Source organism: Siccibacter colletis, assembly GCF_025914095.1.
Classification (GTDB): domain Bacteria; phylum Pseudomonadota; class Gammaproteobacteria; order Enterobacterales; family Enterobacteriaceae; genus Siccibacter; species Siccibacter colletis.
In genome coordinates this window covers 961,344-985,305 of the sequence record NZ_CP074352.1, presented here as the reverse complement: position 1 = coordinate 985,305, position 23,962 = coordinate 961,344, and the positions used below count along the sequence as shown (strand labels likewise).

Genomic DNA, 23,962 nt, shown 5'->3' with positions numbered 1-23,962 from the left:
GACATGCCTAATTTCTTTATCGATCGCCCCATCTTTGCCTGGGTGCTGGCGATCATCATCATGCTGGCTGGGGGACTGTCGATCCTCAACCTGCCGATAGCGCAATATCCTTCGATTGCGCCGCCGGCGGTGACGATTTCGGCAACCTATCCCGGGGCTGATGCGAAAACCGTGCAGGACACGGTGACGCAGGTTATCGAACAGAACATGAACGGTATCGATGGCCTGATGTACTTCTCCTCTAACAGTGACTCCACCGGTACGGTGCAGATCACCCTGACCTTCGAATCCGGTACCGACGCGGATATCGCGCAGGTACAGGTGCAGAACAAGCTACAGCTGGCGATGCCGCTGCTGCCGCAGGAAGTGCAGCAGCAGGGTGTGAGCGTACAGAAATCGGCGAGCAGCTTCCTGATGGTAGCCGGGGTGATCAACACCAACGGCTCCATGACCCAGGAAGATATCTCCGACTACGTCGCCGCAAACATTCAGGACCCGATCAGCCGTACGCCTGGCGTGGGTGATGTGCAGCTGTTTGGTTCCCAGTACGCGATGCGTATCTGGATGGACCCGAACAAACTGAACAACTTCCAGCTGACGCCGGTTGACGTGATCAACGCCATCAAAGCGCAGAACGCCCAGGTGGCAGCCGGTCAGTTAGGCGGTACGCCGCCGGTGAAAGGCCAGCAGCTTAACGCCTCTATCATCGCGCAGACCCGTCTGACCTCTACCGAAGAGTTCGGCAAAATCTTGCTCAAGGTGAACCAGGACGGCTCGCAGGTTCGCCTGCGTGATGTGGCGAACATTGAGCTGGGCGGTGAGAACTACGACATCATCGCGCGCTACAACAACCAGCCGGCTTCCGGTCTGGGTATCAAACTGGCAACCGGTGCGAACGCGCTGGATACCGCCAATGCGGTACGCGCCGAGCTGGATAAGCTGAAAGCCACCTTCCCGGCCGGTCTGGAAATTGTTTATCCGTATGACACCACCCCGTTCGTTAAGATTTCCATTAACGAAGTGGTGAAAACCCTGGTCGAAGCGATCGTGCTGGTGTTCATCGTGATGTATCTGTTCCTGCAGAACTTCCGCGCCACGCTGATCCCGACGATTGCGGTGCCGGTGGTACTGCTCGGTACCTTCGCCATCCTCGGGATGTTTGGCTTCTCGATTAACACCCTGACGATGTTCGGGATGGTGCTGGCGATAGGCCTGCTGGTGGATGACGCCATCGTGGTGGTGGAGAACGTCGAGCGCGTCATGGCGGAAGAAGGATTACCGCCCAAAGAGGCAACGCGTAAATCGATGGGCCAGATCCAGGGTGCGCTGGTGGGTATTGCGCTGGTGCTGTCCGCGGTATTTATTCCGATGGCCTTCTTCGGCGGCTCTACCGGGGCAATCTACCGTCAGTTCTCCATCACTATCGTTTCCGCGATGGTGCTTTCGGTACTGGTGGCGCTGATCCTTACTCCGGCGCTGTGCGCCACCATGCTGAAACCCATCGCGAAAGGCGATCACGGGGAAGGCAAGAAAGGCTTCTTCGGCTGGTTTAACCGCATGTTCGACAAGAGCACGCACCACTACACCGACAGCGTTGCCAGCATTCTGCGCAGCACCGGTCGTTACCTGCTGCTCTACATCATCATCGTGGTCGGTATGGCGTATCTGTTTGTGCGTCTGCCAAGCTCGTTCCTTCCGGAAGAGGATCAGGGCGTATTCCTGACCATGGTTCAGCTGCCGGCGGGCGCCTCTCAGGAACGTACCCAGAAAGTGCTGGATGAAGTTACCCAGTACTACCTGGAAAAAGAGAAAGCGAACGTTAACTCGGTGTTTGCGGTTAACGGCTTCGGCTTCGCTGGTCGTGGTCAGAACACCGGTATCGCGTTCGTCTCTCTGAAAAACTGGGATGAGCGTGAGGGCGATGAGAACAAAGTGGGGGCGATTACCGGCCGTGCGATGGGCACCTTCTCGCAGATCCGCGATGCAATGGTGTTCGCGTTTAACCTGCCGGCGATCGTCGATCTCGGTACGGCAACCGGCTTTGACTTCCAGCTGATTGACCAGGGCGGCCTCGGCCATGAAAAACTGACTCAGGCGCGTAACCAGCTGCTGGGCGAGGTGGCGAAACACCCTGACCTGCTGGCGGGCGTGCGTCCGAACGGTCTGGAAGATACCCCGCAGTTCAAAATTGATATCGATCAGGAAAAAGCACAGGCGCTGGGGGTATCGATTACCGATATCAACACCACGCTGGGTGCGGCCTGGGGCGGAAGCTACGTCAACGACTTCATCGACCGCGGTCGCGTGAAGAAGGTGTACGTCATGTCCGAAGCGCAATACCGTATGCTGCCGGAAGATATTGGTAACTGGTACGTGCGCGGCTCCGATGGTCAGATGGTGCCGATTACTGCCTTCGCCAGCACGCGCTGGGAGTACGGTTCACCGCGTCTGGAGCGCTATAACGGCCTGCCGTCTATGGAGATCCTCGGTGAAGCGGTACCGGGCAGAAGTACCGGTGAAGCAATGGATATGATGGAACAGCTGGCGAGCAAGCTGCCGGCGGGTATCGGCTTTGACTGGACCGGTATGTCCTACCAGGAACGTCTCTCCGGTAACCAGGGCCCGGCGCTGTACGCTATCTCGCTTATCGTGGTCTTCCTCTGTCTGGCCGCGCTGTACGAGAGCTGGTCGATTCCGTTCTCGGTCATGCTGGTGGTTCCGCTCGGGGTACTGGGTGCGCTGATTGCCGCCTCGTTCCGCGGCCTGACCAACGACGTCTACTTCCAGGTGGGCCTGCTGACAACCATTGGGCTATCGGCGAAGAACGCGATACTTATCGTGGAATTCGCCAAGGACCTGATGGACAAAGAAGGCAAAGGGCTGATTGAAGCGACGCTGGAAGCGGTACGTATGCGTCTGCGTCCCATCCTGATGACCTCACTGGCGTTTATCCTCGGGGTAATGCCGCTGGTTATCAGCACCGGCGCGGGTTCCGGCGCACAGAACGCCGTAGGTACTGGCGTAATGGGCGGGATGGTAACGGCTACCGTGCTGGCTATCTTCTTCGTACCGGTGTTCTTCGTGGTGGTTCGCCGCCGCTTCCACCGGAAAAATGAGGATATTGAGCACAGCCACAAGGTTGAGCATCATTAATTCCCATCTTTCCTCAAAAGGCCGCGTAACGCGGCCTTTTTTATTGGCTGCGCGCCATAATCTAAATGCGTGACGTCCGGACGGGAAAAATTAATTACTATTTATCGGGATCATTACCCGCAGAAAAATAGCGTGAAAGATATTAATACAATTGGTGAAATCTAATTCAGAGTAATCTTACAAATAACCCTGCACCATAGCGGCTTATATTATTAGTGGAGGATTTAAGATAATACACTACTGAATGAACCACTTATCTTACTGTCAGCGCCCTTTTAACCGCAGCAGACAATGGCAAATCATCCGTAAGTCTTATTAAGGCAGCGTTCATCATCCTTACGAACGAAATGTAATTTTTCGTAATAGCAGAAGGAAAAATCCTTAAGCGTGATTTATAGTTAATGAGACACGGCAAGACGCCGGCGTGGCCATATAGAAACAGTTATTACCCCTGTTGCGCACCTGTGTAATCAAATTTTTTTACGAAAAAGGGGGAAGCGTATGGACGAATACTCACCAAAGAGGCATGATATAGCGCAGCTTAAATTTCTCTGCGAAACTTTGTATCATGACTGCCTTGCTAACCTTGGTGAAAGCCACCATGGTTGGGTTAACGATCCTACATCAGCGATTAACCTCCAGCTGAATGAATTGATCGAACACATAGCTACCTTCGCACTTAATTACAAAATTAAGCATGATGAAGACAATATTCTGATTGAGCAAATAGATGAATACCTGGACGACACCTTCATGTTGTTCAGTAACTACGGCATAAATGCACAGGACTTGCAGAAGTGGCGTAAGTCGGGCAATCGTCTGTTTCGTTGTTTTCTCAATGTGAGTCGGGCAAACCCGGTTAGTCTGTCATTTTAAAACTACTACAATCACTTAAGGTGAAAAAATGTCCACAAAGCCATTAACTAAAATTGATTATCTGATGCGCTTACGTCGCTGTCAGTCTATTGACACCCTGGAACGTGTAATCGAAAAAAATAAATACGAATTACCCGATAACGAATTGACCGTCTTTTATTCCGCGGCCGATCATCGCCTCGCGGAACTGACCATGAATAAGCTGTATGATAAAATTCCGGCCTCCGTGTGGAAATTTGTTCGTTAATCCAGCGTATTTAAATGTGAATCCTGCCCGTCACCTGCTGTCCTGAAGCCATGTTAATGTTGAGCGTCCCCTCACCTCTGCCTGCGGCCTGACTCGTTCCATTAACATGGCGCGCCCTTTACGCTGCGTTTTATCTGCAATTTGCTGCGCGCCGCGCAAAGCCGCCAGACAGGCGTTTTCTTTTTGCTGATGCTGCATTACCTTGTTGCCAGTCGTTAATAAGGAGAGCAGGAATGAGCGAAGAAAAGCGTAAAATGATTGCTGGCGAGTTTTACGATCCGGGTGACCCGACGCTGCGCGAAGATCGTATTCGCGCCCGGCATCTGGTACATCGCTATAACCATACCGCGCCGGATGAAACCGCCACGCGTAAGGCGCTGCTACAGGATTTACTGGGCGGGTGCGATAAAGTTTATATCGAGCCAACCTTCCGCTGTGATTACGGCTATAACATTTTTCTCGGTCATAATTTTTACGCCAACTTCGACTGCGTGATCCTTGATGTCTGTCCGGTGCATATCGGCAAGAACTGCATGATGGCGCCTGGCGTGCATATCTATACCGCGACTCACCCGCTGGACGCCACCGAGCGCAACAGCGGTGTGGAATACGGCAAGCCGGTTACTATCAGCGATAACGCCTGGATCGGCGGGCGCGCTATCATCAATCCTGGCGTAACGATTGGTCATAACGTGGTCATCGCTTCCGGCGCGGTAGTCACCAAAGACGTACCGGATAACTGCGTGGTAGGCGGCAACCCGGCACGCATCATCAAAACCCTGTAAACTGTCATGCTCGCTGGCGCTGAACTGTTATCGTTTTTTCAGCGCCATCTGTTACTTTTTTCTTAAGCCCCTGCTTTTTACACTAGTAAAAAACCTTCCCGCGCCCGCTGCGCACCACTCTGAAGGCCTGGAATGACTGAAATACAACGCCTGCTTAACCAAACCATCGACGAACTCAACCGCGTGGAAAAACGCGATAACCGCCCGCGCTTCAGCATCAGCTTTATTCGCAAGCACCCTGGCTTATTTATCGGGATGTATATCGGCTGGCTCGCCACCATGGCGGTAATGCTGCAGTCCGCTACGCTGTCCGGGTCAGTATGGCTGCTGGTCGTGCTGTTTGTGCTGCTGAACGGCTTCTTTTTCTTTGATGTGAACCCGCGCTATCGCTACGAAGATATCGACGTGCTTGATTTTCGGGTTTGCTATAACGGGGAGTGGTACAACACGCGCGATGTTCCTGCAGAACTGGTTGAGGCGATTATGCGCTCGCCAAAAGTGAGTGAATCGCAAAAAGCGATGCTGACTAAAATGCTCAGCCGCAAACAGACCCTCTCCTTCTACGACATCTATTCGCTGGATAAGCCCGTCGCGACCGGCGTTCCTGTCCAGGCATAACAAAACGCCCCTTGCCATCAGGCCAGGGGCGCGTTTTTATCGTTTCTTCTTCTTACCCTGCACCGCTTTAAAGCGCGGGTTCGATTTGCAAATCACATACAGCCGTCCTTTGCGTCTGACCAGCTGACAGTCAGGATGGCGCTGCTTTGCGCTGCGCAATGAGTTGAGTACCTGCATTATTTCTCTCCTTTCGCCCCGCCCAGGAAGCGACCAAAGCGCTGCTGGAAGCGAGCCGTGCTGCCTTCGTTAGAGAAGGTTTTCTGTTTCCCGGTGTAGTACGGATGCGACGCCGAGGACACGTCGAGCGTCACGTAGGGCCAGGTCTGGCCGTCGAGTTCGATTTCGCGGTCGGTCTTAATGGTGGAACCAACTTTGAAATACTCGTTGGCGCTGGTGTCGTGGAAAACCACGGTGCGGTAAAGCGGATGGATGCCGTCTTTCATCGTAATGACCTTTCTATATGTTATAACATAACAATATCGTAAGCCTGTGATGATCAAATTGCAAGCGGAGAGAAAAGCGCACCGCGGCTGCGGTGCGCTGAGAGGGAAGAACGTTACAGTCTGAAGCCGGCAACCACCTGGTTAAGCTGCTGCGTCTGCTCGGACATAGAGTGTGAAGCAGCGGAGACTTCCTGCACCAGCGCGGCGTTCTGCTGGGTGGTGCTGTCGAGCTGGTTAATCGCCAGGTTGACCTGCTCAATACCCGCACTCTGTTCACGGCTCGACGACATGATCTCACTCATCAGGGTCGTCACGTTGCGCACGCTCTGCGTCAGCTCCTCCATGGTTTTACCGGCTTCGGTCACCAGGCTGGTACCGATGTCGATATTGCTCACCGAGGCTTCAATCAGCTGCTTGATCTCGCGCGCCGACTGGGCAGAACGCTGTGCAAGGTTACGCACTTCCTGCGCCACCACTGCAAAGCCCCTGCCCTGCTCGCCGGCACGGGCGGCTTCCACCGCCGCGTTAAGCGCCAGAATGTTGGTCTGGAAGGCGATGCTGTCGATAACGCTGATGATATCCACCACTTTACCGGACGAGGCCTGAATGGCGTTCATGGTGGTCACCACCTGTTTCACCACTTCCCCGCCGCGCTCGGCCACTGCCGAGGCATCGCGCGCCAGCTCGTTGGCATTGGCTGCGTTATCCGCATTCTGGCGCACCGTGCTGGTGAGCTGCTCCATCGACGCCGCCGTCTCTTCAATCGAGCTGGCCTGATCTTCGGTACGCGCTGAGAGATCCTGGTTGCCGGTGGCAATCTGCTGAGAGGCCGACGAGATGGCCCGCGCGCTGTCCCCCACCTGGCGCAGCATCTCCTGCAGCCAGCTAATCACACCGTTGAAGCTGTAGATCACCGCGTTGAACTCCGGGCTGCTGCCCGGCTGCAGACGCTGGGTCAGATCGGCCCCGCCTGACGACAAACGGCTGATGTTGTGGTTCAGATCCGCAAGGCGACCGGTCATGGTGCGGATAAACACCACCAGCACGCCGAGCAGCAGCAGCGCCAGCGGGATCTGCACCAGGCCTAAACGCGTCATGATGGTGCTGGTCTGCTGGGTCAGCAGCGCGGTCGGCAGATCCACCGCGATAATCCACGGGCTGCCCTTAATTGCCTGCAAAATCAGGGTATGCGAGGTGCCGTCGTTGTCATACTCCTGCTCCAGCTGGCTTCCCGGATCGTAGCCTTTCAGCAACCCGGTGAGGGCAGCTGCCATCGGCGTGTTCATCTGCGCCACGTTATCGAGGCTCGCTGCTTTACCCAGCTGATCGGCATTGCCGACAATTTTGCCGTCTGCTTCCACGATCAGCACGCGCCCCTGGATCGCCTCATCCATCTGCTTCGCCAGCTGGTTGAAGAAGCCCAGCGTGACATCGATGGTGGCAACGCCCCACGGCTGACCGTCTTTGTTGATGGTCATGGCGCAGTTAGTGCGCGGCTGCGGGCTGGCGTCGTCCTGATAGGCGTTGGCCCAGGCGCACTGTCCAACCGGTGCGGCCAGGCCGCCCTTGTACCACACCTGCTCGTAGTAATTCGGTGCCGCGTCGGAGTTCCAGTAGGTGTTGACCTGCAAATCGTTGTTCGCGTCGCGTGCGAAGAAGGTGCTGAATTTATTGCGTCCGGCCTCGCGTTTTTCCGGCAGCGGCCAGATGCCCCCGCCGAACACGTTCACATCCTTGTACTGATCCACCAGCGCTGGCAGTACCACATCAATCTGCTCGCTGGAGAGGGCGGCTACCGTTTGCGTCACGCTGCGCATCTGCGCCTGCACGCGGTTCATCTGCTCGACGATAGCGCCCGCCACGTTACCGACTTCATAGCGGATAAGCCGCGTTTCGGACTGTTTAATCTGCGGGCTGACAAACAGCGTGATCGCAAGCGACGTCACGCCAACTAACACAATAAAGAAAAGGCACAGCGTAAGGATGAAACGGGACTGCGTGGTTTTGAACATAGACAAATTCCCTGGAGATAAAGAGGCAATGCGCCTTCTTTGGTCAACGGCACGCCGCGGGCAAACTTGAACCGTTAACGCACAGGGAAAGGGGGGATGTTGCAAAAGTGTGTACTAACTCACTGATCTTATTACCGGGATGATGTCGTCATGAAACATCTGGAAACACTTTGCATTATCGTGTTTCATAGCAGCGATGCAGCGCCCGACGAGGCGCGCTGCATCACCTGTTTTATTCCGCCTCTTTCCCCACCAGCACGGTCGTCAGGACAAACGACAGCACCAGCGCGATGGCAACGCCCAGCAGGGCAAAGATCAGATACGGGCCAATATAGGCCGGCAGGCTGAAGATGCTCGACAGAATGTAGCCATAGAGGCGCACGCCGAAGAACGCGATGAAAGCCGACGCCAGCGAGCTGGCTACCGTGGCGGCAATAAACGCTTTCTTGTACCGGGTTAACACGCCGAACAGCGCCGGTTCGGTAATTCCCAGCAGCGCCGAGACGCCGGCGGACAGCGTGACCGTCTTATCCTGGCGCGATTTGCTCAGACGCCAGATAGCGAAGGTCGAGCCGGCAATCGCCATGTTGGCCATAAACATCATCGGCATCAGCATGTCATAGCCGCGATCGCTAAAGTTTTGCAGCGCGATCGGCGTCATGGCGTGGTGCATCCCGGTGAGGATCGCCACCGGACGGATCGCCCCGACCACCAGCCCGGCAAAGCTTGCCGAGATGCTGAACAGCCCTTCGATAAACAGCGCCAGCCCTTTACCGAGATAGATACCAATCGGGCCGATCACCACCAGCGCGGCCAGAGCCGCCAAAAACAGCGTCAGGGTCGGGGTAAAGACGGTTTTCAGCACCTCTGGCATAAAGCTGTCCACCCAGCGATGGATGTAGCTCAGCGCCAGAATGGAGAAGATCACCGGGATAACGCTGGAGGCGTAGTTAAATACCGACACCGGGATCGCATTCAATAGCCAGAATGCGCTCACCGCATCCGGACTGCCCGCCGCGAGGTTTTTCGCCGCCTCAATCAGGGAGGGATACATCAGACAGGCCGCCACCGCCGCCGCCAGATATTCATTGGTTTTGAAGATCTTCGCCGCCGATACCGCGAGGAAGAACGGCAGGAAATAGAACACGCCGCTGGCGATAAGATCGATCACCACCACGGTATCGCTTTTTGCCGACACCACGTTCAGCGCTACCAGCCCGGCCAGCAGCCCCTTGATCATCCCGGCCCCGGCAATCGCCGGTACGATAGGACCAAACACGCCGGAGACGGTATCCATAAACAGCGACACCAGACTTTTACGCCCTTTACCGCCAGCGGTGCTGTCGCCAGGCGTGGCAGACGGCGTACCGAGCATGGTCTGCATCTGCTGATACCAGCTGTTTACCTGCGGCCCGATGATGACCTGGAACTGATCGCTTTGCAGCTGAGCGCCCAGTACGCCGGGGATCTTTTTAATTTCACCCTGGTCGACTTTATTATCGTCAACCAGGTCAAAGCGCAGCCGCGTCATGCAGTGCCAGACGTTATTAATATTATCCGCCCCGCCAACCAGACGAATAATGCGCGTAATTGCTTCCTGTGTCCCCATAAAACGTCCGCCAGTTAGTTGTTGTTGTCATTGATGACAGTGATGGTAGGTAAATCGCTATAGCAAAACAAACCAATAAAACATGATGACAATCACAATTCAGCACCAGTAAAGCCACACAACGATGCTATCTGTCAAATTGGTACGGTATATATTCATTATTCAGGCAGCTTTCTGACCAATAAAAATTATTTAAAAAAAGCGGTTTACGCCGCCGGATTATTAAGGCGATAGTGGCGGCCATCACGTCAATAAATGTCGCAACCGGCCCGCTGTTTTGCGGCCCAGGGAGTATTACGGTGTTGCCTACGCTAATTGAAAATATTGAGTGCTTTATTACCCGCCCCGACCGGCACAACCTGATCGTGGTGCGCATCACCACTGATAAAGGCGTGGTCGGTCACGGCTGCGCCACTTTCCAGCAGCGCCCGCTGGCGGTGAAGACGATGGTCGATGAGTACCTGAAGCCGCTGCTGACCGGCCGGGATGCGAATAACATCGAAGATCTGTGGCAGATGATGAACGTTAACGCCTACTGGCGTAACGGCCCGGTAACCAACAACGCCATTGCTGGCGTGGACATGGCGCTGTGGGACATCAAAGCGCAGCTGGCCGGCATGCCGCTCTATCAGCTGTTCGGCGGGAAATCAAAAGACGCTATCGCCGCGTACACCCACGCCAGCAGCGACACCCTCGACGGGCTTTTCACCCGCGTGGACGCCCTGCTGGCCGAAGGCTATCGTCATATCCGCTGCCAGCTCGGTTTCTACGGTGGCACGCCGGAAGCGATGCACAGCACCCGCAGCCCGACCCAGGGTGCCTATTACGATCAGGATGAGTACATGGCTAACACCGTTGCCATGTTTAAAGCGCTGCGCGACAAGTACGGGTCGCGCTTCCATATTCTGCACGACGTGCACGAGCGCCTGTTCCCGCAGCAGGCGGTGCAGCTGGCGAAAGCGCTGGAGCCATATCAGCCCTTTTTCATCGAAGACATTCTGCCGCCTCAGCAGAGCGCCTGGCTGGCGCAGGTGCGTCAGCAGAGCTGCGTCCCGCTGGCGATGGGCGAACTGTTCAATAACCCGGCGGAGTGGCACGATCTGATCGTCAACCGGCAGATCGACTTCATTCGCTGCCACGTATCGCAGATTGGCGGTATTACCCCGGCGCTGAAGCTGGCGGTGCTGTGTCAGGCCTTTGGCGTGCGGCTGGCGTGGCACGGGCCGGGAGATATGACCCCCATCGGTGTGGCGGTGAATACCCACCTCAACATCCACCTGCACAACGCCGCGATTCAGGAGTTCATTCCGATTAGCGACGATACCGCCGCGGTATTCCCCGGCGCGGCCGCCCCGGAGCAAGGCTTTATCTACCCCATCGAGCAGCCGGGGATCGGCATAGGGTTTGATGAAGCCGAGGCGCTGAAGTGGCCGGTGGTCTACCGTCCACACGAGTGGACCCAGAGCCGCCTGCCAAACGGGGCGATTCACACCCCCTGAGCGCCCTGGCGGAAGGCAAGATTGTCGTGATTAAAGGGGATGACGTAGGTGCAGGTGTAGTTGATGTCGATGATATCGCTGATCTCAAACACCCGTCCCCCTTCCAGGATGCCACGGTTAGCGATGTGCATTGCCGGGCTGCCCTTTTTGCAGCCGAGCAGCGCCGCCTGCTCGCGCGACACGCTCACCGCCTGGTAGCTGGTCAGCATATGGGATATGCGGTAACCGCTGTCCAGCACGTACCGCTGCAGTGACCGCTCGATAATCTGCTGGTTCAGGTCGGGAAACAGGCTTACCGGCATACTTGATATCTCAATCTGCACCGGTGCGCCGTCCACCAGCCGCAGGCGGCAAAACTGCCAGATAAACGTCCCGGCCTCGATGCCAAACACCTGCTGCTCCTCGATGCCGGGCAGCTTTTTGTGCAGCTTCACCATGCGAAACTGGATCTGATCGAAACGCTTCTCGGTGATAGAGTTGTAGACCAGCGGATTGCTGCGCACGTTATCGTTGATCCAGATCCCCGACCCCTGCACGATCTTCACCACGCCAATGCTGGCCAGCTTCTCCAGCGCCTGACGAATGGTAAAACGCGATACGCCGTATTCCGCAGCCAGCACCCGCTCCGGCGGCAGCTTGCGTCGTTCCCCCGGCTCGCTCTGGTAGATCTTGCTCAGCAGATCCTGGGTGACAAACTCTTTTTTCTTCATGGCGTCCCGCTGTGCTAAATGTCAAAAACCGGTGCAGCTGCAAAAGATAGCATCCTCGTCCAGGCAAAAACCACCGTCCTGTGGTTAACTCATTAGATGCCCCACCATCGTTGCACGTTCAGGAAAATGAGATGACCAACAGGCGGCTCCGGAGCCTCGTCACAGCCATACTGATCCTTGCCGTTCTTCTTCCCATCGCGCTCAGCATCTGGTTTGCCAGAAGCCACGCCAATGAGCAGTTCAATGACGAGCTGGAAACCTACACCGCCAGCGCCAGAGCGCGCGTGGAGATGGTGATTGAGCAGGCGCGCGAAGCGCTGCTGGTGCTCAATACGCTGCAAACCACGCCCTGTAGTCCAGAACATCTGCTTGCTCTGCGCCGCCTCGCCTATACGCATCGCTACGTGCAGGAAGTGATCTGGATGGATGGCCTGAGCCCGCGCTGCTCCTCGCTGGAAAGCAGCAGCAGACAGCAGCCGTTTCCGCCGCCGGACGCCGTTACCGACAAGGGCTTCCGCGCCTGGTACACCTCGCGCACCGATCTGGACATGAGTTATGAAATGGTGGCGATCGGCCTCGATCGTTACGCGGTGATTATCGATCCACTGACCTTTATTGATGTGGTGCCGTTCAGCAGCAACCCCATTAACCTGGCGCTGATCGGCACCGCCAGCAATCACATTATCGCCAGCACCAGCACCCTGAGCCCCGACATCTGGCAGACGGTGCGCGAAGAGCACAGCATCAGCCTCACCCGGCACGGCAACCGCTATGAAATATTGCCGCTGCTCAACGCCAAGTTGATGATTGTCGCCTGGGCATCGCTGGCCCCGCTGGAAAAAGCCTGGCGCGATCAGCTGCTGCTGTGGATGCCGTTCGGGATTGTCATCAGCCTGCTGGCGGCGGCGTTTATCCTGCGCCTGCTGGGGCGGCTGCAGTCGCCGCGCTACCGGCTGATAGATGCCCTGCATAATCGCGATCTGACCATCAACTACCAGCCAGTGGTGGAGTTAAAAAGCGGCAGAGTCATCGGTGCCGAGGCGCTGGTGCGCTGGCCTCAGCCGGACGGCACCTGGCTCTCGCCTGACGTGTTCATCCCGATGGCGGAGCAGACCGGGACCATCAACCAGCTCAGCGCGTATGTGATTGAACGGGTATTTGAAGAGATGAGCGACTGGCTGCGCCAGCACCCCGATAAGCATATCGCCATCAACCTGGCAGCGCAGGATCTCTCCTCTACCGTGCTGCTGGAGCGGCTGACCCGGTTATGCGCCGGGGCAAGCGTCGCAACGCGTCAGATCGTCATCGAAATGACCGAACGCAGCGTCGTCGATCCGGATATCACCGGCCCGATCCTCACCCGCTATCGCCAGGCGGGCTTTCGGGTCAGCATTGACGATTTCGGTACCGGCTACTCCAGCCTGAGCTACCTGCAGGAACTGGAAGTCGACATCCTGAAGATCGACAAATCCTTCGTGATGGCGCTGGAGCGTAAGCAGGTGACATCGCACATCATTGAGATTGCGCGCACCCTGAAGCTGGAGATGGTGGCGGAAGGCGTGGAGAGCCCGCAGCAGGAAGCCTGGCTGTGCCGGCACGGCGTGCAGTACGGTCAGGGCTGGCACTACAGTAAAGCGTTGTCCGCCCAGGCGTTTATGCGCTGGGCGGAAGAGAATCTGGCGAGCCGCGAGGACGAGACGCTGCTCGCCCCCCCTCACGCATAGCGGCACCTCCCTGCGCCGCGGTACGTTACGCCTGACGCCAGCGCAGCGCGTAGCGTACGTTCTCCTGCTGCAGCAGAAACTCCGGCGCTACGCTCGGACTCCAGGAGTCATCCCCGCCCACGCCCATGTGGAAGGCATCAACGTGCAGCCAGCAGCCCGGCTCTTTTTCCAGCAGATGGTGATGGGTTGTGTGGTGCAGCTGCGCCTGGCTGTAACGGCTGAGGGCAAAGTGGAACTGCCCGTGCAGCTGATGCGCGCCAACGCGCAGCTCGCGGGTATCGCAGCGCAGGCCGTTATCCCCCGGGAAAATGTACGGGGTGTGCAGCGCGTCCAGCGGCAGTGTCCAGCGCCCCTGCTGTGCCGCCAGCTTGCGGTCCGGGTAGTTCTCGTGCGGCCCCAGACCCAGCCAGCTCGCCTGCTCAGGCGTCTGCGCCAGCTGGCAGGTTAAGCCGATACGCGCCGGAGCCGGAATATCGCTCGCCACCTCTACCTCGACCTCAATCTGCAGCTCGCCGTGCGCGGTAATACGCCAGGTTTTACGGCTGATAAATAACACTTTTCCCTCATGTACCCAGCGGTGCAGCGTGGCGATCTCCACCGCTTCAGCGCGCTGTTCCGCCCGGCAGCTCACCAGCACCGACGACAAGGCGTACATGCCCGCCGCTTTCCAGCGCTCCACCCACGCATTTGGATCGATGCGCGTCACTTCGCTGACGCCAATGTCGTTGTCGAGCGGTGCGCGGCTGAACTGGTCGGTCACCGGCGTAAGCAGCGTCTCTTCGCCATCGCGCCACCACTGTGCCAGCACCCCGGCGGTGCGACAGAACGCCCAGCGCTGGGTGCCATGCGTGACGCTAAAGCTTGCCTCCTCTGACGTCAGCTGCGGAGCAATCCCGGCCGCCCCGGGCGCAGCGGGCTGGGCCAGCGGCACCGGCAGACGCCACTGATCCCAGGCCACGCGATGCCCGGCCGCGGACCAGGCGGTGGCGTCAGGCTGTACCACCTCGACGTTTAGCCACCACTGACCGGGCCGCGTTCCGGCAGGCAGTGCGCCCAGTTCAAGGCGCTGCGTGCCCTGCGGCGCAATCTCCAGTCGCGTCTCTCCCTGGGCCAGCACCTCGCCGTCCACTTCCACGCGCCAGCGCAGCTGCTCGTTGTCGCTGGATCGAAACAGATAGTCGCTTTCTACATCCACCACCAGCGGGCTGTGGCTCACCAGATGGAACTGGAAGAATTGCTGAGCGCGCTGGGCTTCAGACAGCGCCGGATGCGGGGTGCGATCCGGGAACACCAGGCCATTCAGGCAGAACTGGCGATCGTTGGGCGTGTCGCCGAAATCGCCGCCGTAGGCCCAGAAGGTGTTGCCCTGGGCATCGGTTTTGGTCAGCGCCTGGTCCACCCAGTCCCAGACAAAGCCGCCCTGCAGCCGCGGATACTGGCGAAACGCCTGCCAGTATTTGCTGAAGCCACCAAAGCTGTTGCCCATCGCGTGGGCGTATTCGCACAGGATCAGCGGACGCGTCTCGTCCGGCATGCCGATCCACTTCTTAATCGACCACTTCGGCACCGCCGGGAACGGCTGATCCTGATCGACCCTCGCGTACATCGGGCAGACGATATCCGTCGCCGCAGTGTTGGCCCCGCCGCCTTCGTACTGCACCGGACGGCTCGGGTCGTGCTTTTTAATCCACTGATAGAGGGCGTCATGCGCTGCGCCGTGCCCGGATTCATTGCCCAGCGACCAGATAATGATCGAGGGGTGATTGCGATCGCGTTGCACCATGCGCGTCACGCGCTCGCTCATCGCCGGTAGCCAGCGCGGATCGTCCGACAGGCGGTTCATCGGCACCATACCGTGGGTTTCGATATTGGCTTCATCCACCACGTACAGGCCGTAGCGGTCGCACAGCCGGTACCAGAGCGGATGATTCGGGTAGTGCGAGCAGCGCACCGCGTTGAAATTGTGCTGTTTCATCAGCTCAATGTCGCGGCGCATGGTAGCTTCGTCCATCACCTGCCCGTGCTCAGGATGATGTTCGTGACGGTTCACGCCGCGGATCAGCAGCGGTTTACCGTTGACCTTCAGCAGACCATTGCTGATTTCCACTTTGCGGAAGCCCACGTCGCAGGCTTCGGCTTCGATAAGCTCGCCCTGAGCATCAAGCAGCGAGACCACAGCGCGATAGAGGTGCGGCGTTTCCGCGCTCCACAGCGCCGGCTGCTCCACCGGCAGCGTCAGCGTCACCCGCTCGGCGTAATTGCCGCGCTCGTCCACCGGAGCGCTACCCGGCCCAGCCTGCACCTCGCCGATCAGCGTATCGTCCCGCCACAGCGCCACGGTGACCTGGCTTGCTGCCACATCGCGGCCTTCAAGATGGACCTCTACCTCCAGCCGACCGGCGCTCAATTCGCTGTTAAGCGGAGTGCGTACAAGGTAATCGGCAATGCGCGTATCGGGCTTATGCAGCAGCACCACGTCGCGGAAAATACCGCTCATGCGCCACATATCCTGGTCTTCCAGCCAGCTGCCGTCGCTCCAGCGCAGCACCAGCACCGCCAGGCGGTTATCGCCGTCGATCAGGAAATCCGTCAGGTCGAACTCCGCCGGCAGGCGGCTGTCCTGGGAGTACCCCACCCAGCGCCCGTTGCAGAACAGATAAAACGCGCTGTTCACCCCTTCGAAAATAATGCGCGTCTGCCCGCCAGCCAGCCAGCCCGCATCGGGGCGCAAGGTGAGCGAGTAACACCCGGTAGGGTTTTCGCGCGGCACAAAGGGCGGCGTGGTAGCGATGGGATAGGTGACGTTGGTGTAGATGGGCGCATCGTAGCCGTGCATCTGCCAGTTCGACGGCACCGGCAGCGGGTGAGCGTCGGCACACTCCTGCTGCAGCCAGCTCTCCGGCACCGCTTCCGGGGCGTGAAAATAGCTGAACAGCCAGTCACCGTTCAGTATCTGCCGCTGTTCGCTGATGCGATCTTCACGCGCGGCCCCGGCGCTGCGCCAGCTGTTGAACGGGGCATGGGCCGGCAGGCGCTGCCACTGGGTGACGCCGGGATTTTCCCAGTCGCGGCGGGAAAGCAGCGACTGCAGGGAGAGATAAGGGGAAGTCTGATGCATGGTTAACCTCAATTGCGAAGCGCTCACAAATGAAGATAACTCTGCACAGGTTGTGGTCGGGAGTAAAGATCGCCCCGGCACTGATGCGAAGCGGATCACATAACGTCAGGAACGATCGAGATCGGCCAACTGCTGCGCCAGCTGCGTCAATCGGGCGGCAATCTGCCGGGGCGTTATCTCTGTGCTGCGCCGTGCGCCGCTGGTCTGCCGTTCGATGAGGGACACCGGCAGCGTAATCGCCGACTCTGCCGTCGGTACGGCATGAAGGCGCGCCAGCAGCCACTCCACGCTTCGCTCCCCCAGCAGGCGAAAATCCTGACGAATGGTGGTCAGCGCCGGGGTAAACCAGGCGCTGTCGGCGGTATCGTCATAGCCAATAACAGAAATGGCATCCGGTACCTGGAGCTGCTGCTCCGCGCAGGCGCGCAGCACCCCAAGCGCCATCTGATCGTTAGCCACCACCACGCCGTCCGGACGCGCAGCCAAGATGGCATGGGCATGGTGATAGCCTGATGCGGCGCTCCAGTCACCGTGCGCCTCCACGCAGGGCGTCAGCCCCGCCTGATGCAGCGCGGCGATCCAGCCCTGGTGACGCAGCCGGGCGGAAACCGAATCGGGCGGCCCGGCGAGACAGGCAATGCGCCGGTGGCCCAGCGCCAGCAGATGTTCAATTCCCAGCCGCGCCCCCTGCTGCGCATCAAACACCATCGACGGCACCGGGGCATTCTCATCGACATCAAGAAACAGTACCGGCAGCGGCTGGCTGCGGGCGGCGATATGCGCTGCGGCATCGTTTTCCAGCGGAACGTTAATCAGCAGGGCATCCACCCGCTGAGCAAGCAGACCGGCCACTGCCGCTTCACAGGCGGCCACGCTGTTATCTTCCGGCATCGACATCACCACGTTATACCCCGCCAGGCTGGCGCGTCGCTTCACCGCAGCGGCGATTTGCGACGGGGCATGCAGCGACAGGTCAGCCGTCACCAGGCCCAGCGTCAGCAGGGCTTTGCCCGCCAGCTGCTGCGCTACCCGGTTTGGGACGTAGTGCAGCGCGGTCATCGCCTGCTCCACCTTTTCCCGGGTGCGGGCAGAGACGTGTTCCGCCTGGTTAATCACCCGGGAGACGGTCTGATAGGAGACGCCCGCATGGCGTGCGACGTCGTAAAGCGTGATGGATTTCGGCTTCATAGCGGCTCAGAAGTGGATGAGATCGCCGTTATTCTAGCGCAGTCGGGCAAAAATTGTGAGCGCTTCGCCTTCATGACACCGCTGCGGTTTCCGTTACCGGCGGCTGTGGCCGGCGGCGAAACCACGGCATAAAGAACTGGATCAGCGGCCCGATCGCCAGGGCATACAACACGGTGCCGACCCCCAGCGTGCCGCCCATCGCCCATCCGGCCAGCAGCACGGTGAGCTCAATTGCGGTGCGCACGGTACGCACCGACCAGCCGGTGCGGGCGTTGATGCCGGTCATCAGCCCGTCGCGCGGCCCGGAACCGAAGCCCGCGCCGATGTACATCCCGGTCGCCATCGCATTCACCACCACCGCGCTTACCAGCAGCGTTATCTGCAGCGGCAGACCGCTGACCGGCGGCATCAGCGCCAGGGTGGCGTCCGCCGCCAGACCAATAACGATAACATTGCTGATGGTGCCGAGACCCGGACGCTGACACAGCGGGATCCAGAACAGCAGCACCAGCGCACCGACGAGGATCATCACCAAACCAATGTTGAGCGAAAACAGCCGTGCCACGCCGAGGTGAAACACGTTCCAGGGATCGGCCCCAAGATTAGCGGTGACGAACATAGCGGCAGAAACCCCGTATAATCCGAGGCCAAAGTAGAGCTGAAACAGACGACGTAACATAAAATCTTCCGGTGGCGACATGATGGTTTCACTCTATCGGAACTGGACTTATTATTAAGGTCCAGTTTAAACAAAGTGGACTGCCATGAATCAACGTCGATCCGGAAGCCTGTCGCTGCTGCGCCTGTTGGGCAACTGGCAGCAACCCGCCTCCCGCGCCCCGCTCTATCAGCAGTTAGCCCAGGCGCTACGTCTGCTGATCCTTGATGGTCGACTGCCGCTCGACAGCCGCCTGCCCGGCGAGCGCGAGCTGGCCAGTGCGCTCAACGTCAGCCGCACCACCGTTGCCAGCGCCCTCGCCCAGTTGCGGGATGAAAATTATCTGGTCAGCCGCCACGGCTCCGGCTCGGTGATCGTGCTGCCCGAACCGCGTCCGGCTGCGGGCCGCCACAGCGTGCCTCAGGCGCTGGATCTGGCGACCGCCGCCCTGCCCGCCGGGCCGGAAATTCACCATGCCTTCTCCCACGCCCTGAGCCAGCTGCCGGGCTTCCTCGACCACACCGGCTACGATCGCCAGGGGCTGCTGAGCGTGCGCCAGACCATCGCCGAACGCTATGCCGCGCGCGGCCTGCCCACCACGGCGGACCAGATTATGATGGTCAACGGGGCGCTGCAGGGATTTGCGCTGGTGCTGCGGCTGCTGACCGGGCCGGGGGATCGCGTGGCGGTGGATAACCCCACCTATCCGCTGGCCCATGCGGCGATTGAAGGCGCCTCATGCCGCGCGGTAGGGATTTCGCTGCCGGATCAGGGCTGGGACAGCGCGGCACTGGCGGCAACCATCGCCCAGACCGCGCCGCGTCTCGCCTATCTGCTGCCTGATTTTCACAACCCCACCGGTCGCTGTATGGATGCCGCGACCCGCCAGGACGTCGCCGCCATCGCCGCCCGCACCCGTACCACGGTAGTGGTGGACGAAACCATGATCGATCTCTGGTATGACGCCCCGCCTCCCCCGCCGCTGGCCGCGTTTGGCGAAGATGAGGTGATCACCATTGGTTCGGCGGGAAAAAGCTTCTGGGGCGGATTGCGTCTGGGCTGGATCCGCGCCCCGGCGCGGAACATCGCTTCGCTAACCCAGGTGCGTGACAGTCTGGATTTAGGCTCGCCGCTGCTCGAACAGCTGGCGGTGCAGGCGCTGATTAACGAGGCGGATAACTTCCTGCCGGCACGGCGGGCGCTGCTGAAAACGCGCCGCGATGCCGCAGCCACTATGCTGAAGCGCTATTTTCCGGACTGGCGCTTTCAGCTTCCTGAAGGCGGGCTGTCATTCTGGGTGGAGCTGCCGATGCCGCTGGCCTCGCAGTTCGCCGCCAGCGCGCTCAACATCGGGATTCATCTCGGGGCCGGGCCGCGCTTTGGCACTGACGGCGCCTTTGAGCGCTTTCTGCGCCTGCCGTTTGCACTGGAGACCCCGCAGCTTGAAGACGCGCTGCAGCGGCTTCAACCGCTGTGGCAGACGCTGACCAGCGCACCGGTGCGCTCCCGCGGCGTGGTGTAATTCAGCCCGACGGGAGGGGAATAACCTTCAGCGTCGCTTCGGCAAAATCATTGTGATGCACCGAAAAGCTGTTGATGTTATAGGGCTCCGGGCGGTCGCGGAACCAGCAGCCGGAAACGGTTAACAGGGTATCGTCCTGATTATCGCGCATCCGGTTCGCTACCCGCCCCAGCACCTGCTCCACCAGCGAGCGGGCGGTGGTTGCACCAGGATTCACCGCCAGCAGCGAAGCTACGCCGATGTGGTGTGCAGCCTGGCTCACCCACGCCTGCAGATCCTGGCCCGCCTGCCGGATCTCCGCATCGGATTCCATGATTGCGACCGAAAGCGTCACGAATGCCCCCGGATTCGCCGGGCCGTACAGCAGAAGCCCCTCTCCGGCCGCCACCAGCGGCTGATATGCCCTGACGTTACTGAACGCGTTGAGCTGGCAGTGGAAGCGCGCACCGTCGACGCTGTTTTCATCCATGCCGACCACCATCACATACGGCTCGCTGTAGCTGTCCATAAAGTCAGCCGACTGGCGTAGCTTCAGCGCTGACAAAACAATAGCGATATCGTCACACTGCGGATCAAATTTCACAGCCACCTCACCGTTTATCGGGCATATCGAGACTTCACCCTGGCACAGGCATGGCGTGGAATATCACAGGCTTAGAGAAAGATGAGAATTAATGAGCGGGAGTGATAAAACAGAGGAAAAGTGACGAACCCGCGGGTTCGCCGAAACGTCGTCCGTGACGCTTTATAATGGATGTTGAGGCGGTGTTATTAGTGTATGTCAGTGCTGACGCGGGATTGCGAACCCTTTCAGCGAGACCACGAAGGCATCATCCTCTTTCACAATTCTGGCGCCAGCGTCGCACCAGTCCGAGGCGATACGGAAAAACTCATCGCTTTCGACGTTCCAGCCCAACCGAACGTGCTTCACATAGCCTGAGCGCAGCAGATGGCAGGCTTCAGCATAGTTGTGGGCCGTGGTATGTGGCTCGTGACGTTTCATTTTTTCTTCTTCAGAATTTTACGCAGGGCTTTGATTTCTTTATCAGTGAGCTGCTCGGTACGGCTCTCTTCCGTGTGCTGGCTGTCGATGTCGTCTTCTGAAATGTCGTCATCGTTCATCGCGCTCAGCAGTAATCTTTCGGTAACCGCGCCGAGGGTCTCGTCATTTTCCTGAGCATATTCACGCAGACGCTCTTTTAACTCCGCATTGATTTTGACGTTCAGTACCGCGGTGGTCATAGCATTTCCTTAACGTTAAACAGGGGAAAATGAAGGCGTTACGCCATCGATGCGTTAATAACATGAATAATTTAAATGACAGCAGTATGACAAATTGATGACAGTTATCAGAAATGTGACAGCGAAAGCGGATGTGTTCAGAAAAAGGGAAAGTGTTGCAAGACGATGAGAAGTAACGAAAAGGCGGGAGCCAGAATTGGGTGGGGGCCCTGCCAGCTACATCCCGGCACACACGTCATCTGCCCTGGCTGCTTCCTTCCGGACCTGACCTGGTGAACAGAGTAGCGTTGCGGGAGAACCAACAGGGCCCCCATTGAGAGCGTTGAGTATCAACGCGCAGGCGGCATTATCCTTATAACCCCCGGCAATTGCAACCCGACCACAACCGGGTGCTGGTTTCTTGTTCGATACTGCAAAAACGCTCAGCTAATCATTTCTTTTCACGTGCTCAGGCTACATCTATCCTTGCAAGCACGCTAAAAAGGAGACGCTTATGGACAATCAGGACACTTTCCCGCAGCGCATTTACCAGATTGTGGCCGCGATTCCGGAAGGATTCGTCACCACCTATGGCGAGGTGGCAAGGCTGGCGGGATCGCCGCGCGCGGCGCGTCAGGTGGGGGGCGTGCTGAAGCGTTTGCCGGAGGGGAGCCAGCTGCCGTGGCATCGGGTGGTGAATCGTCACGGTGCGATTTCCCTGACCGGTCCGGATCTGCAGCGTCAGCGTCAGGCGCTGTTATCTGAAGGTGTGGAAGTGAGCGGGAGTGGGCAAATCGATTTGCAGCGCTATCGCTGGAACTACTGACCCCGGCGTGCCGGAGTCAGTATGCGGGTCATCAGAAGTTCGTCGGAGCCGGAACGGCAGACGACGGATTAACCTGCGTCGGTGAAGTCGATGGTACGGTGGTGGCCGCGCCGCCGCTCTGGTTTACCGGAACTGCGGTCTGCTGTACCGGAACCAGCGTCAGGTCAGCTTTAGTGCCGCCCTGATTAATTACCGGTTTCACGGTATCGGTGATGAACACCAGTTTGTCATCAATGGTGATCGCCGCACTCAGCAGGATACGGGCGTTCGGCTGTACGTCAGACGGGTTAAACGGCAATTCAAAGCTGAACGGTGCCTGTTTGCCCTCGGTACGCACTACCCGCTGCGCCAGCACTTTCGACGGCTGATCGGCCACAGATGCATCCGACAGCGTCACGGTGAGCGCCGCATCCGGTGGCAGAGCCACTTTCTGACGGATCCATACGGTACCAGATACATTCGGCTGCTTGATGACAGGCTGGGTGTTAACCCCGGCGGTATTCGGGTTCAGCGCGGGAGTCTGGATATCTGCGCTTTTGTCTTGCGCGCAACCAGCGAGCGCTACGGCAACCGCTACACCACTTAATACGTGCACGAGTTTCATTGAGTTCTCCTTATCTTCAATGCACCAGCGGGAAGTACTCCCACCAGAGTGTGTGGTCACAACAACATAACGTGCTAAGTGTGGCATAGATCACCCGATTCTGCCTGGAAACGCCCCGCCATTCAGACAAATGCACCCATCGGACCACTTCATAAACCAGGTTATACTCAGCGATAATTACCGGCACAGCGCTGCCCCGTTGTTATTGAGGAAATGTATGAGTCAGGCACTGAACAACCTTCTGGCGTTACTGAATCTGGAAAAAATTGAGGAAGGCCTGTTTCGCGGCCAGAGTGAAGATCTGGGGCTGCGCCAGGTGTTTGGCGGTCAGGTCGTTGGTCAGGCGCTGTATGCGGCGAAAGAAACTGTCCCCGCCGAGCGTCTGGTGCACTCGTTCCACAGCTACTTCCTGCGCCCTGGCGACAGCCAGAAACCTATCGTTTATGACGTGGAAGTGCTGCGCGACGGCAACAGCTTCAGCGCCCGCCGCGTCGCGGCGGTGCAGAACGGTAAGCCCATCTTTTACATGACGGCCTCGTTCCAGGCTCCCGAGCCGGGCTTTGAGCATCAGAAAACCATGCCGTCTGCGCCGTCACCGGACGGGCTGCCGTCAGAGACCGACATCGCGCGTAAGCTGGCGCACCTCCTGCCGCCTCAGGCCGCCGAGAAGTTTCTGAGCGACAAGCCGCTGGAGATCCGCCCGGTGGAGTTTCACAACCCGCTCAAGGGGCATACCGCCGAGCCGGCGCGTCAGGTGTGGCTGCGTGCGAATGGCAACGTGCCGGACGATCTGCGGGTGCATCAGTACCTGCTTGGTTACGCTTCGGACTTTAACTTCCTGCCGGTGGCGCTGCAGCCGCACGGCATCGGCTTCCTGGAGCCGGGCATGCAGGTAGCGACCATCGATCATTCGATGTGGTTCCACCGTCCGTTCAACATCAACGAGTGGCTGCTCTACAGCGTGGAGAGCACCTCGGCCTCCAGCGCGCGCGGTTTTGTGCGCGGCGAGTTCTACACCCATGATGGCGTGCTGGTGGCCTCAACGGTACAGGAAGGGGTAATGCGCAAGCGCAGCTAGCCCTGCCCCTGTTCTCACGCACCCACCTTTTCTGTTTCGCCAACGGCGGGTGCGCAGGCTTACCCGCCCTA

Annotated in this window: 22 protein-coding genes and 1 other RNA gene; 10 read left to right on the top strand and 13 right to left on the bottom strand. The window is 58.6% G+C overall.

Annotated features, from left to right (window positions below; translation table 11 throughout):
* Positions 1-3: 3 nt before the first annotated feature.
* The 5 genes from acrB (at position 4) to KFZ77_RS04755 (ending at position 5,679) form a co-directional block, all read left to right on the top strand.
* Positions 4-3,153, top strand: a complete 3,150-nt coding sequence (gene acrB, locus KFZ77_RS04775; protein WP_031524359.1) for a multidrug efflux RND transporter permease subunit AcrB — start codon at positions 4-6, stop codon at positions 3,151-3,153.
* 501 nt (positions 3,154-3,654) lie between these two features.
* Positions 3,655-4,029 carry an Hha toxicity modulator TomB gene (gene tomB, locus KFZ77_RS04770; protein WP_264385579.1) on the top strand — a complete coding sequence of 125 codons (375 nt, stop codon included), beginning with the start codon at positions 3,655-3,657 and terminating at the stop codon, positions 4,027-4,029.
* Positions 4,030-4,057: 28 nt separating this feature from the next.
* Positions 4,058-4,276 carry an HHA domain-containing protein gene (locus KFZ77_RS04765; protein ID WP_031524357.1) on the top strand — a complete coding sequence of 73 codons (219 nt, stop codon included), beginning with the start codon at positions 4,058-4,060 and terminating at the stop codon, positions 4,274-4,276.
* Positions 4,277-4,509: 233 nt separating this feature from the next.
* Complete coding sequence (gene maa / locus KFZ77_RS04760) at positions 4,510-5,061, top strand: maltose O-acetyltransferase (RefSeq protein ID WP_264385578.1); 552 nt, start codon at positions 4,510-4,512, stop codon at positions 5,059-5,061.
* A 132-nt stretch (positions 5,062-5,193) separates the two neighbouring features.
* Entirely contained in the window at positions 5,194-5,679 is a 486-nt protein-coding gene (locus KFZ77_RS04755) for a YlaC family protein (RefSeq protein ID WP_031524354.1), read from the top strand.
* Between the two features lie 36 nt (positions 5,680-5,715).
* On the opposite strand, the gene ykgO is transcribed toward KFZ77_RS04755, so the two are convergent.
* From ykgO to KFZ77_RS04735, 4 genes are all read right to left on the bottom strand, one after another.
* Complete coding sequence (gene ykgO / locus KFZ77_RS04750) at positions 5,716-5,856, bottom strand: type B 50S ribosomal protein L36 (protein WP_031524353.1); 141 nt, start codon at positions 5,854-5,856, stop codon at positions 5,716-5,718.
* The gene (locus KFZ77_RS04745; RefSeq protein WP_264385577.1) at positions 5,856-6,122 is read right to left on the bottom strand and encodes a type B 50S ribosomal protein L31; all 267 of its coding nucleotides are present in this window, start codon (positions 6,120-6,122) and stop codon (positions 5,856-5,858) included. The genes ykgO and KFZ77_RS04745 overlap by 1 nt, the downstream gene beginning before the upstream one ends.
* 113 nt (positions 6,123-6,235) lie before the next feature.
* Positions 6,236-8,134 (bottom strand): methyl-accepting chemotaxis protein, encoded by a 1,899-nt coding sequence (locus tag KFZ77_RS04740; RefSeq protein ID WP_264385576.1) that lies wholly within the window; start codon positions 8,132-8,134, stop codon positions 6,236-6,238.
* Between the two features lie 232 nt (positions 8,135-8,366).
* Positions 8,367-9,743 (bottom strand): PTS transporter subunit EIIC, encoded by a 1,377-nt coding sequence (locus KFZ77_RS04735; protein WP_264385575.1) that lies wholly within the window; start codon positions 9,741-9,743, stop codon positions 8,367-8,369.
* A gap of 299 nt (positions 9,744-10,042) precedes the next feature.
* Here KFZ77_RS04735 and KFZ77_RS04730 point away from each other — a divergent pair, with 299 nt between their 5' ends.
* Positions 10,043-11,242, top strand: coding sequence for an enolase C-terminal domain-like protein (locus KFZ77_RS04730; protein WP_264385574.1), 1,200 nt, complete (start codon positions 10,043-10,045; stop codon positions 11,240-11,242).
* Here KFZ77_RS04730 and KFZ77_RS04725 read toward each other — a convergent pair.
* The gene (locus tag KFZ77_RS04725) at positions 11,230-11,952 is read right to left on the bottom strand and encodes a GntR family transcriptional regulator (protein ID WP_031524344.1); all 723 of its coding nucleotides are present in this window, start codon (positions 11,950-11,952) and stop codon (positions 11,230-11,232) included. The genes KFZ77_RS04730 and KFZ77_RS04725 overlap by 13 nt on opposite strands.
* A gap of 131 nt (positions 11,953-12,083) precedes the next feature.
* Between KFZ77_RS04725 and KFZ77_RS04720 the strand changes: the two genes are divergently transcribed.
* Positions 12,084-13,676: an EAL domain-containing protein gene (locus tag KFZ77_RS04720; protein ID WP_264385573.1), complete on the top strand. Its 1,593-nt coding sequence runs from the start codon at positions 12,084-12,086 to the stop codon at positions 13,674-13,676.
* 25 nt (positions 13,677-13,701) lie between these two features.
* Here KFZ77_RS04720 and KFZ77_RS04715 read toward each other — a convergent pair whose 3' ends face one another.
* From KFZ77_RS04715 to yczE, 3 genes are all read right to left on the bottom strand, one after another.
* Positions 13,702-16,794: a beta-galactosidase gene (locus KFZ77_RS04715; protein WP_264385572.1), complete on the bottom strand. Its 3,093-nt coding sequence runs from the start codon at positions 16,792-16,794 to the stop codon at positions 13,702-13,704.
* Between the two features lie 105 nt (positions 16,795-16,899).
* The gene (locus tag KFZ77_RS04710) at positions 16,900-17,982 is read right to left on the bottom strand and encodes a LacI family DNA-binding transcriptional regulator (protein ID WP_264385571.1); all 1,083 of its coding nucleotides are present in this window, start codon (positions 17,980-17,982) and stop codon (positions 16,900-16,902) included.
* 70 nt (positions 17,983-18,052) lie between these two features.
* Complete coding sequence (yczE, locus tag KFZ77_RS04705) at positions 18,053-18,661, bottom strand: membrane protein YczE (protein WP_264385570.1); 609 nt, start codon at positions 18,659-18,661, stop codon at positions 18,053-18,055.
* Positions 18,662-18,746: 85 nt separating this feature from the next.
* Here yczE and yczR point away from each other — a divergent pair, with 85 nt between their 5' ends.
* Complete coding sequence (gene yczR, locus KFZ77_RS04700) at positions 18,747-20,162, top strand: MocR-like transcription factor YczR (protein WP_264385569.1); 1,416 nt, start codon at positions 18,747-18,749, stop codon at positions 20,160-20,162.
* Between the two features lies 1 nt (position 20,163).
* Here the strand turns inward: yczR and KFZ77_RS04695 are convergent, their stop codons facing one another.
* From KFZ77_RS04695 to ffs, 4 genes are all read right to left on the bottom strand, one after another.
* Complete coding sequence (locus KFZ77_RS04695; protein ID WP_264385568.1) at positions 20,164-20,745, bottom strand: hypothetical protein; 582 nt, start codon at positions 20,743-20,745, stop codon at positions 20,164-20,166.
* A 198-nt stretch (positions 20,746-20,943) separates the two neighbouring features.
* Positions 20,944-21,165 (bottom strand): hypothetical protein, encoded by a 222-nt coding sequence (locus tag KFZ77_RS04690; RefSeq protein WP_031524332.1) that lies wholly within the window; start codon positions 21,163-21,165, stop codon positions 20,944-20,946.
* On the bottom strand, positions 21,162-21,404 hold the full coding sequence (locus KFZ77_RS04685) for a hypothetical protein (RefSeq protein WP_264385567.1): 243 nt from the start codon (positions 21,402-21,404) through the stop codon (positions 21,162-21,164). Before KFZ77_RS04685 ends, KFZ77_RS04690 begins: the two co-directional genes overlap by 4 nt.
* A gap of 207 nt (positions 21,405-21,611) precedes the next feature.
* Positions 21,612-21,708, bottom strand: an RNA gene (gene ffs / locus KFZ77_RS04680) — signal recognition particle sRNA small type.
* 189 nt (positions 21,709-21,897) lie between these two features.
* On the opposite strand from ffs, the gene KFZ77_RS04675 reads away from it, so the two are divergent.
* Complete coding sequence (locus KFZ77_RS04675) at positions 21,898-22,209, top strand: MGMT family protein (protein WP_264385566.1); 312 nt, start codon at positions 21,898-21,900, stop codon at positions 22,207-22,209.
* 31 nt (positions 22,210-22,240) lie between these two features.
* On the opposite strand, the gene KFZ77_RS04670 is transcribed toward KFZ77_RS04675, so the two are convergent.
* Complete coding sequence (locus KFZ77_RS04670; RefSeq protein ID WP_031524327.1) at positions 22,241-22,813, bottom strand: YbaY family lipoprotein; 573 nt, start codon at positions 22,811-22,813, stop codon at positions 22,241-22,243.
* 217 nt (positions 22,814-23,030) lie between these two features.
* Here KFZ77_RS04670 and tesB point away from each other — a divergent pair, with 217 nt between their 5' ends.
* A complete protein-coding gene (gene tesB, locus KFZ77_RS04665) occupies positions 23,031-23,891 on the top strand; it encodes an acyl-CoA thioesterase II (protein WP_264385565.1) in 861 nt (286 codons plus the stop codon).
* Positions 23,892-23,962: the final 71 nt, after the last annotated feature.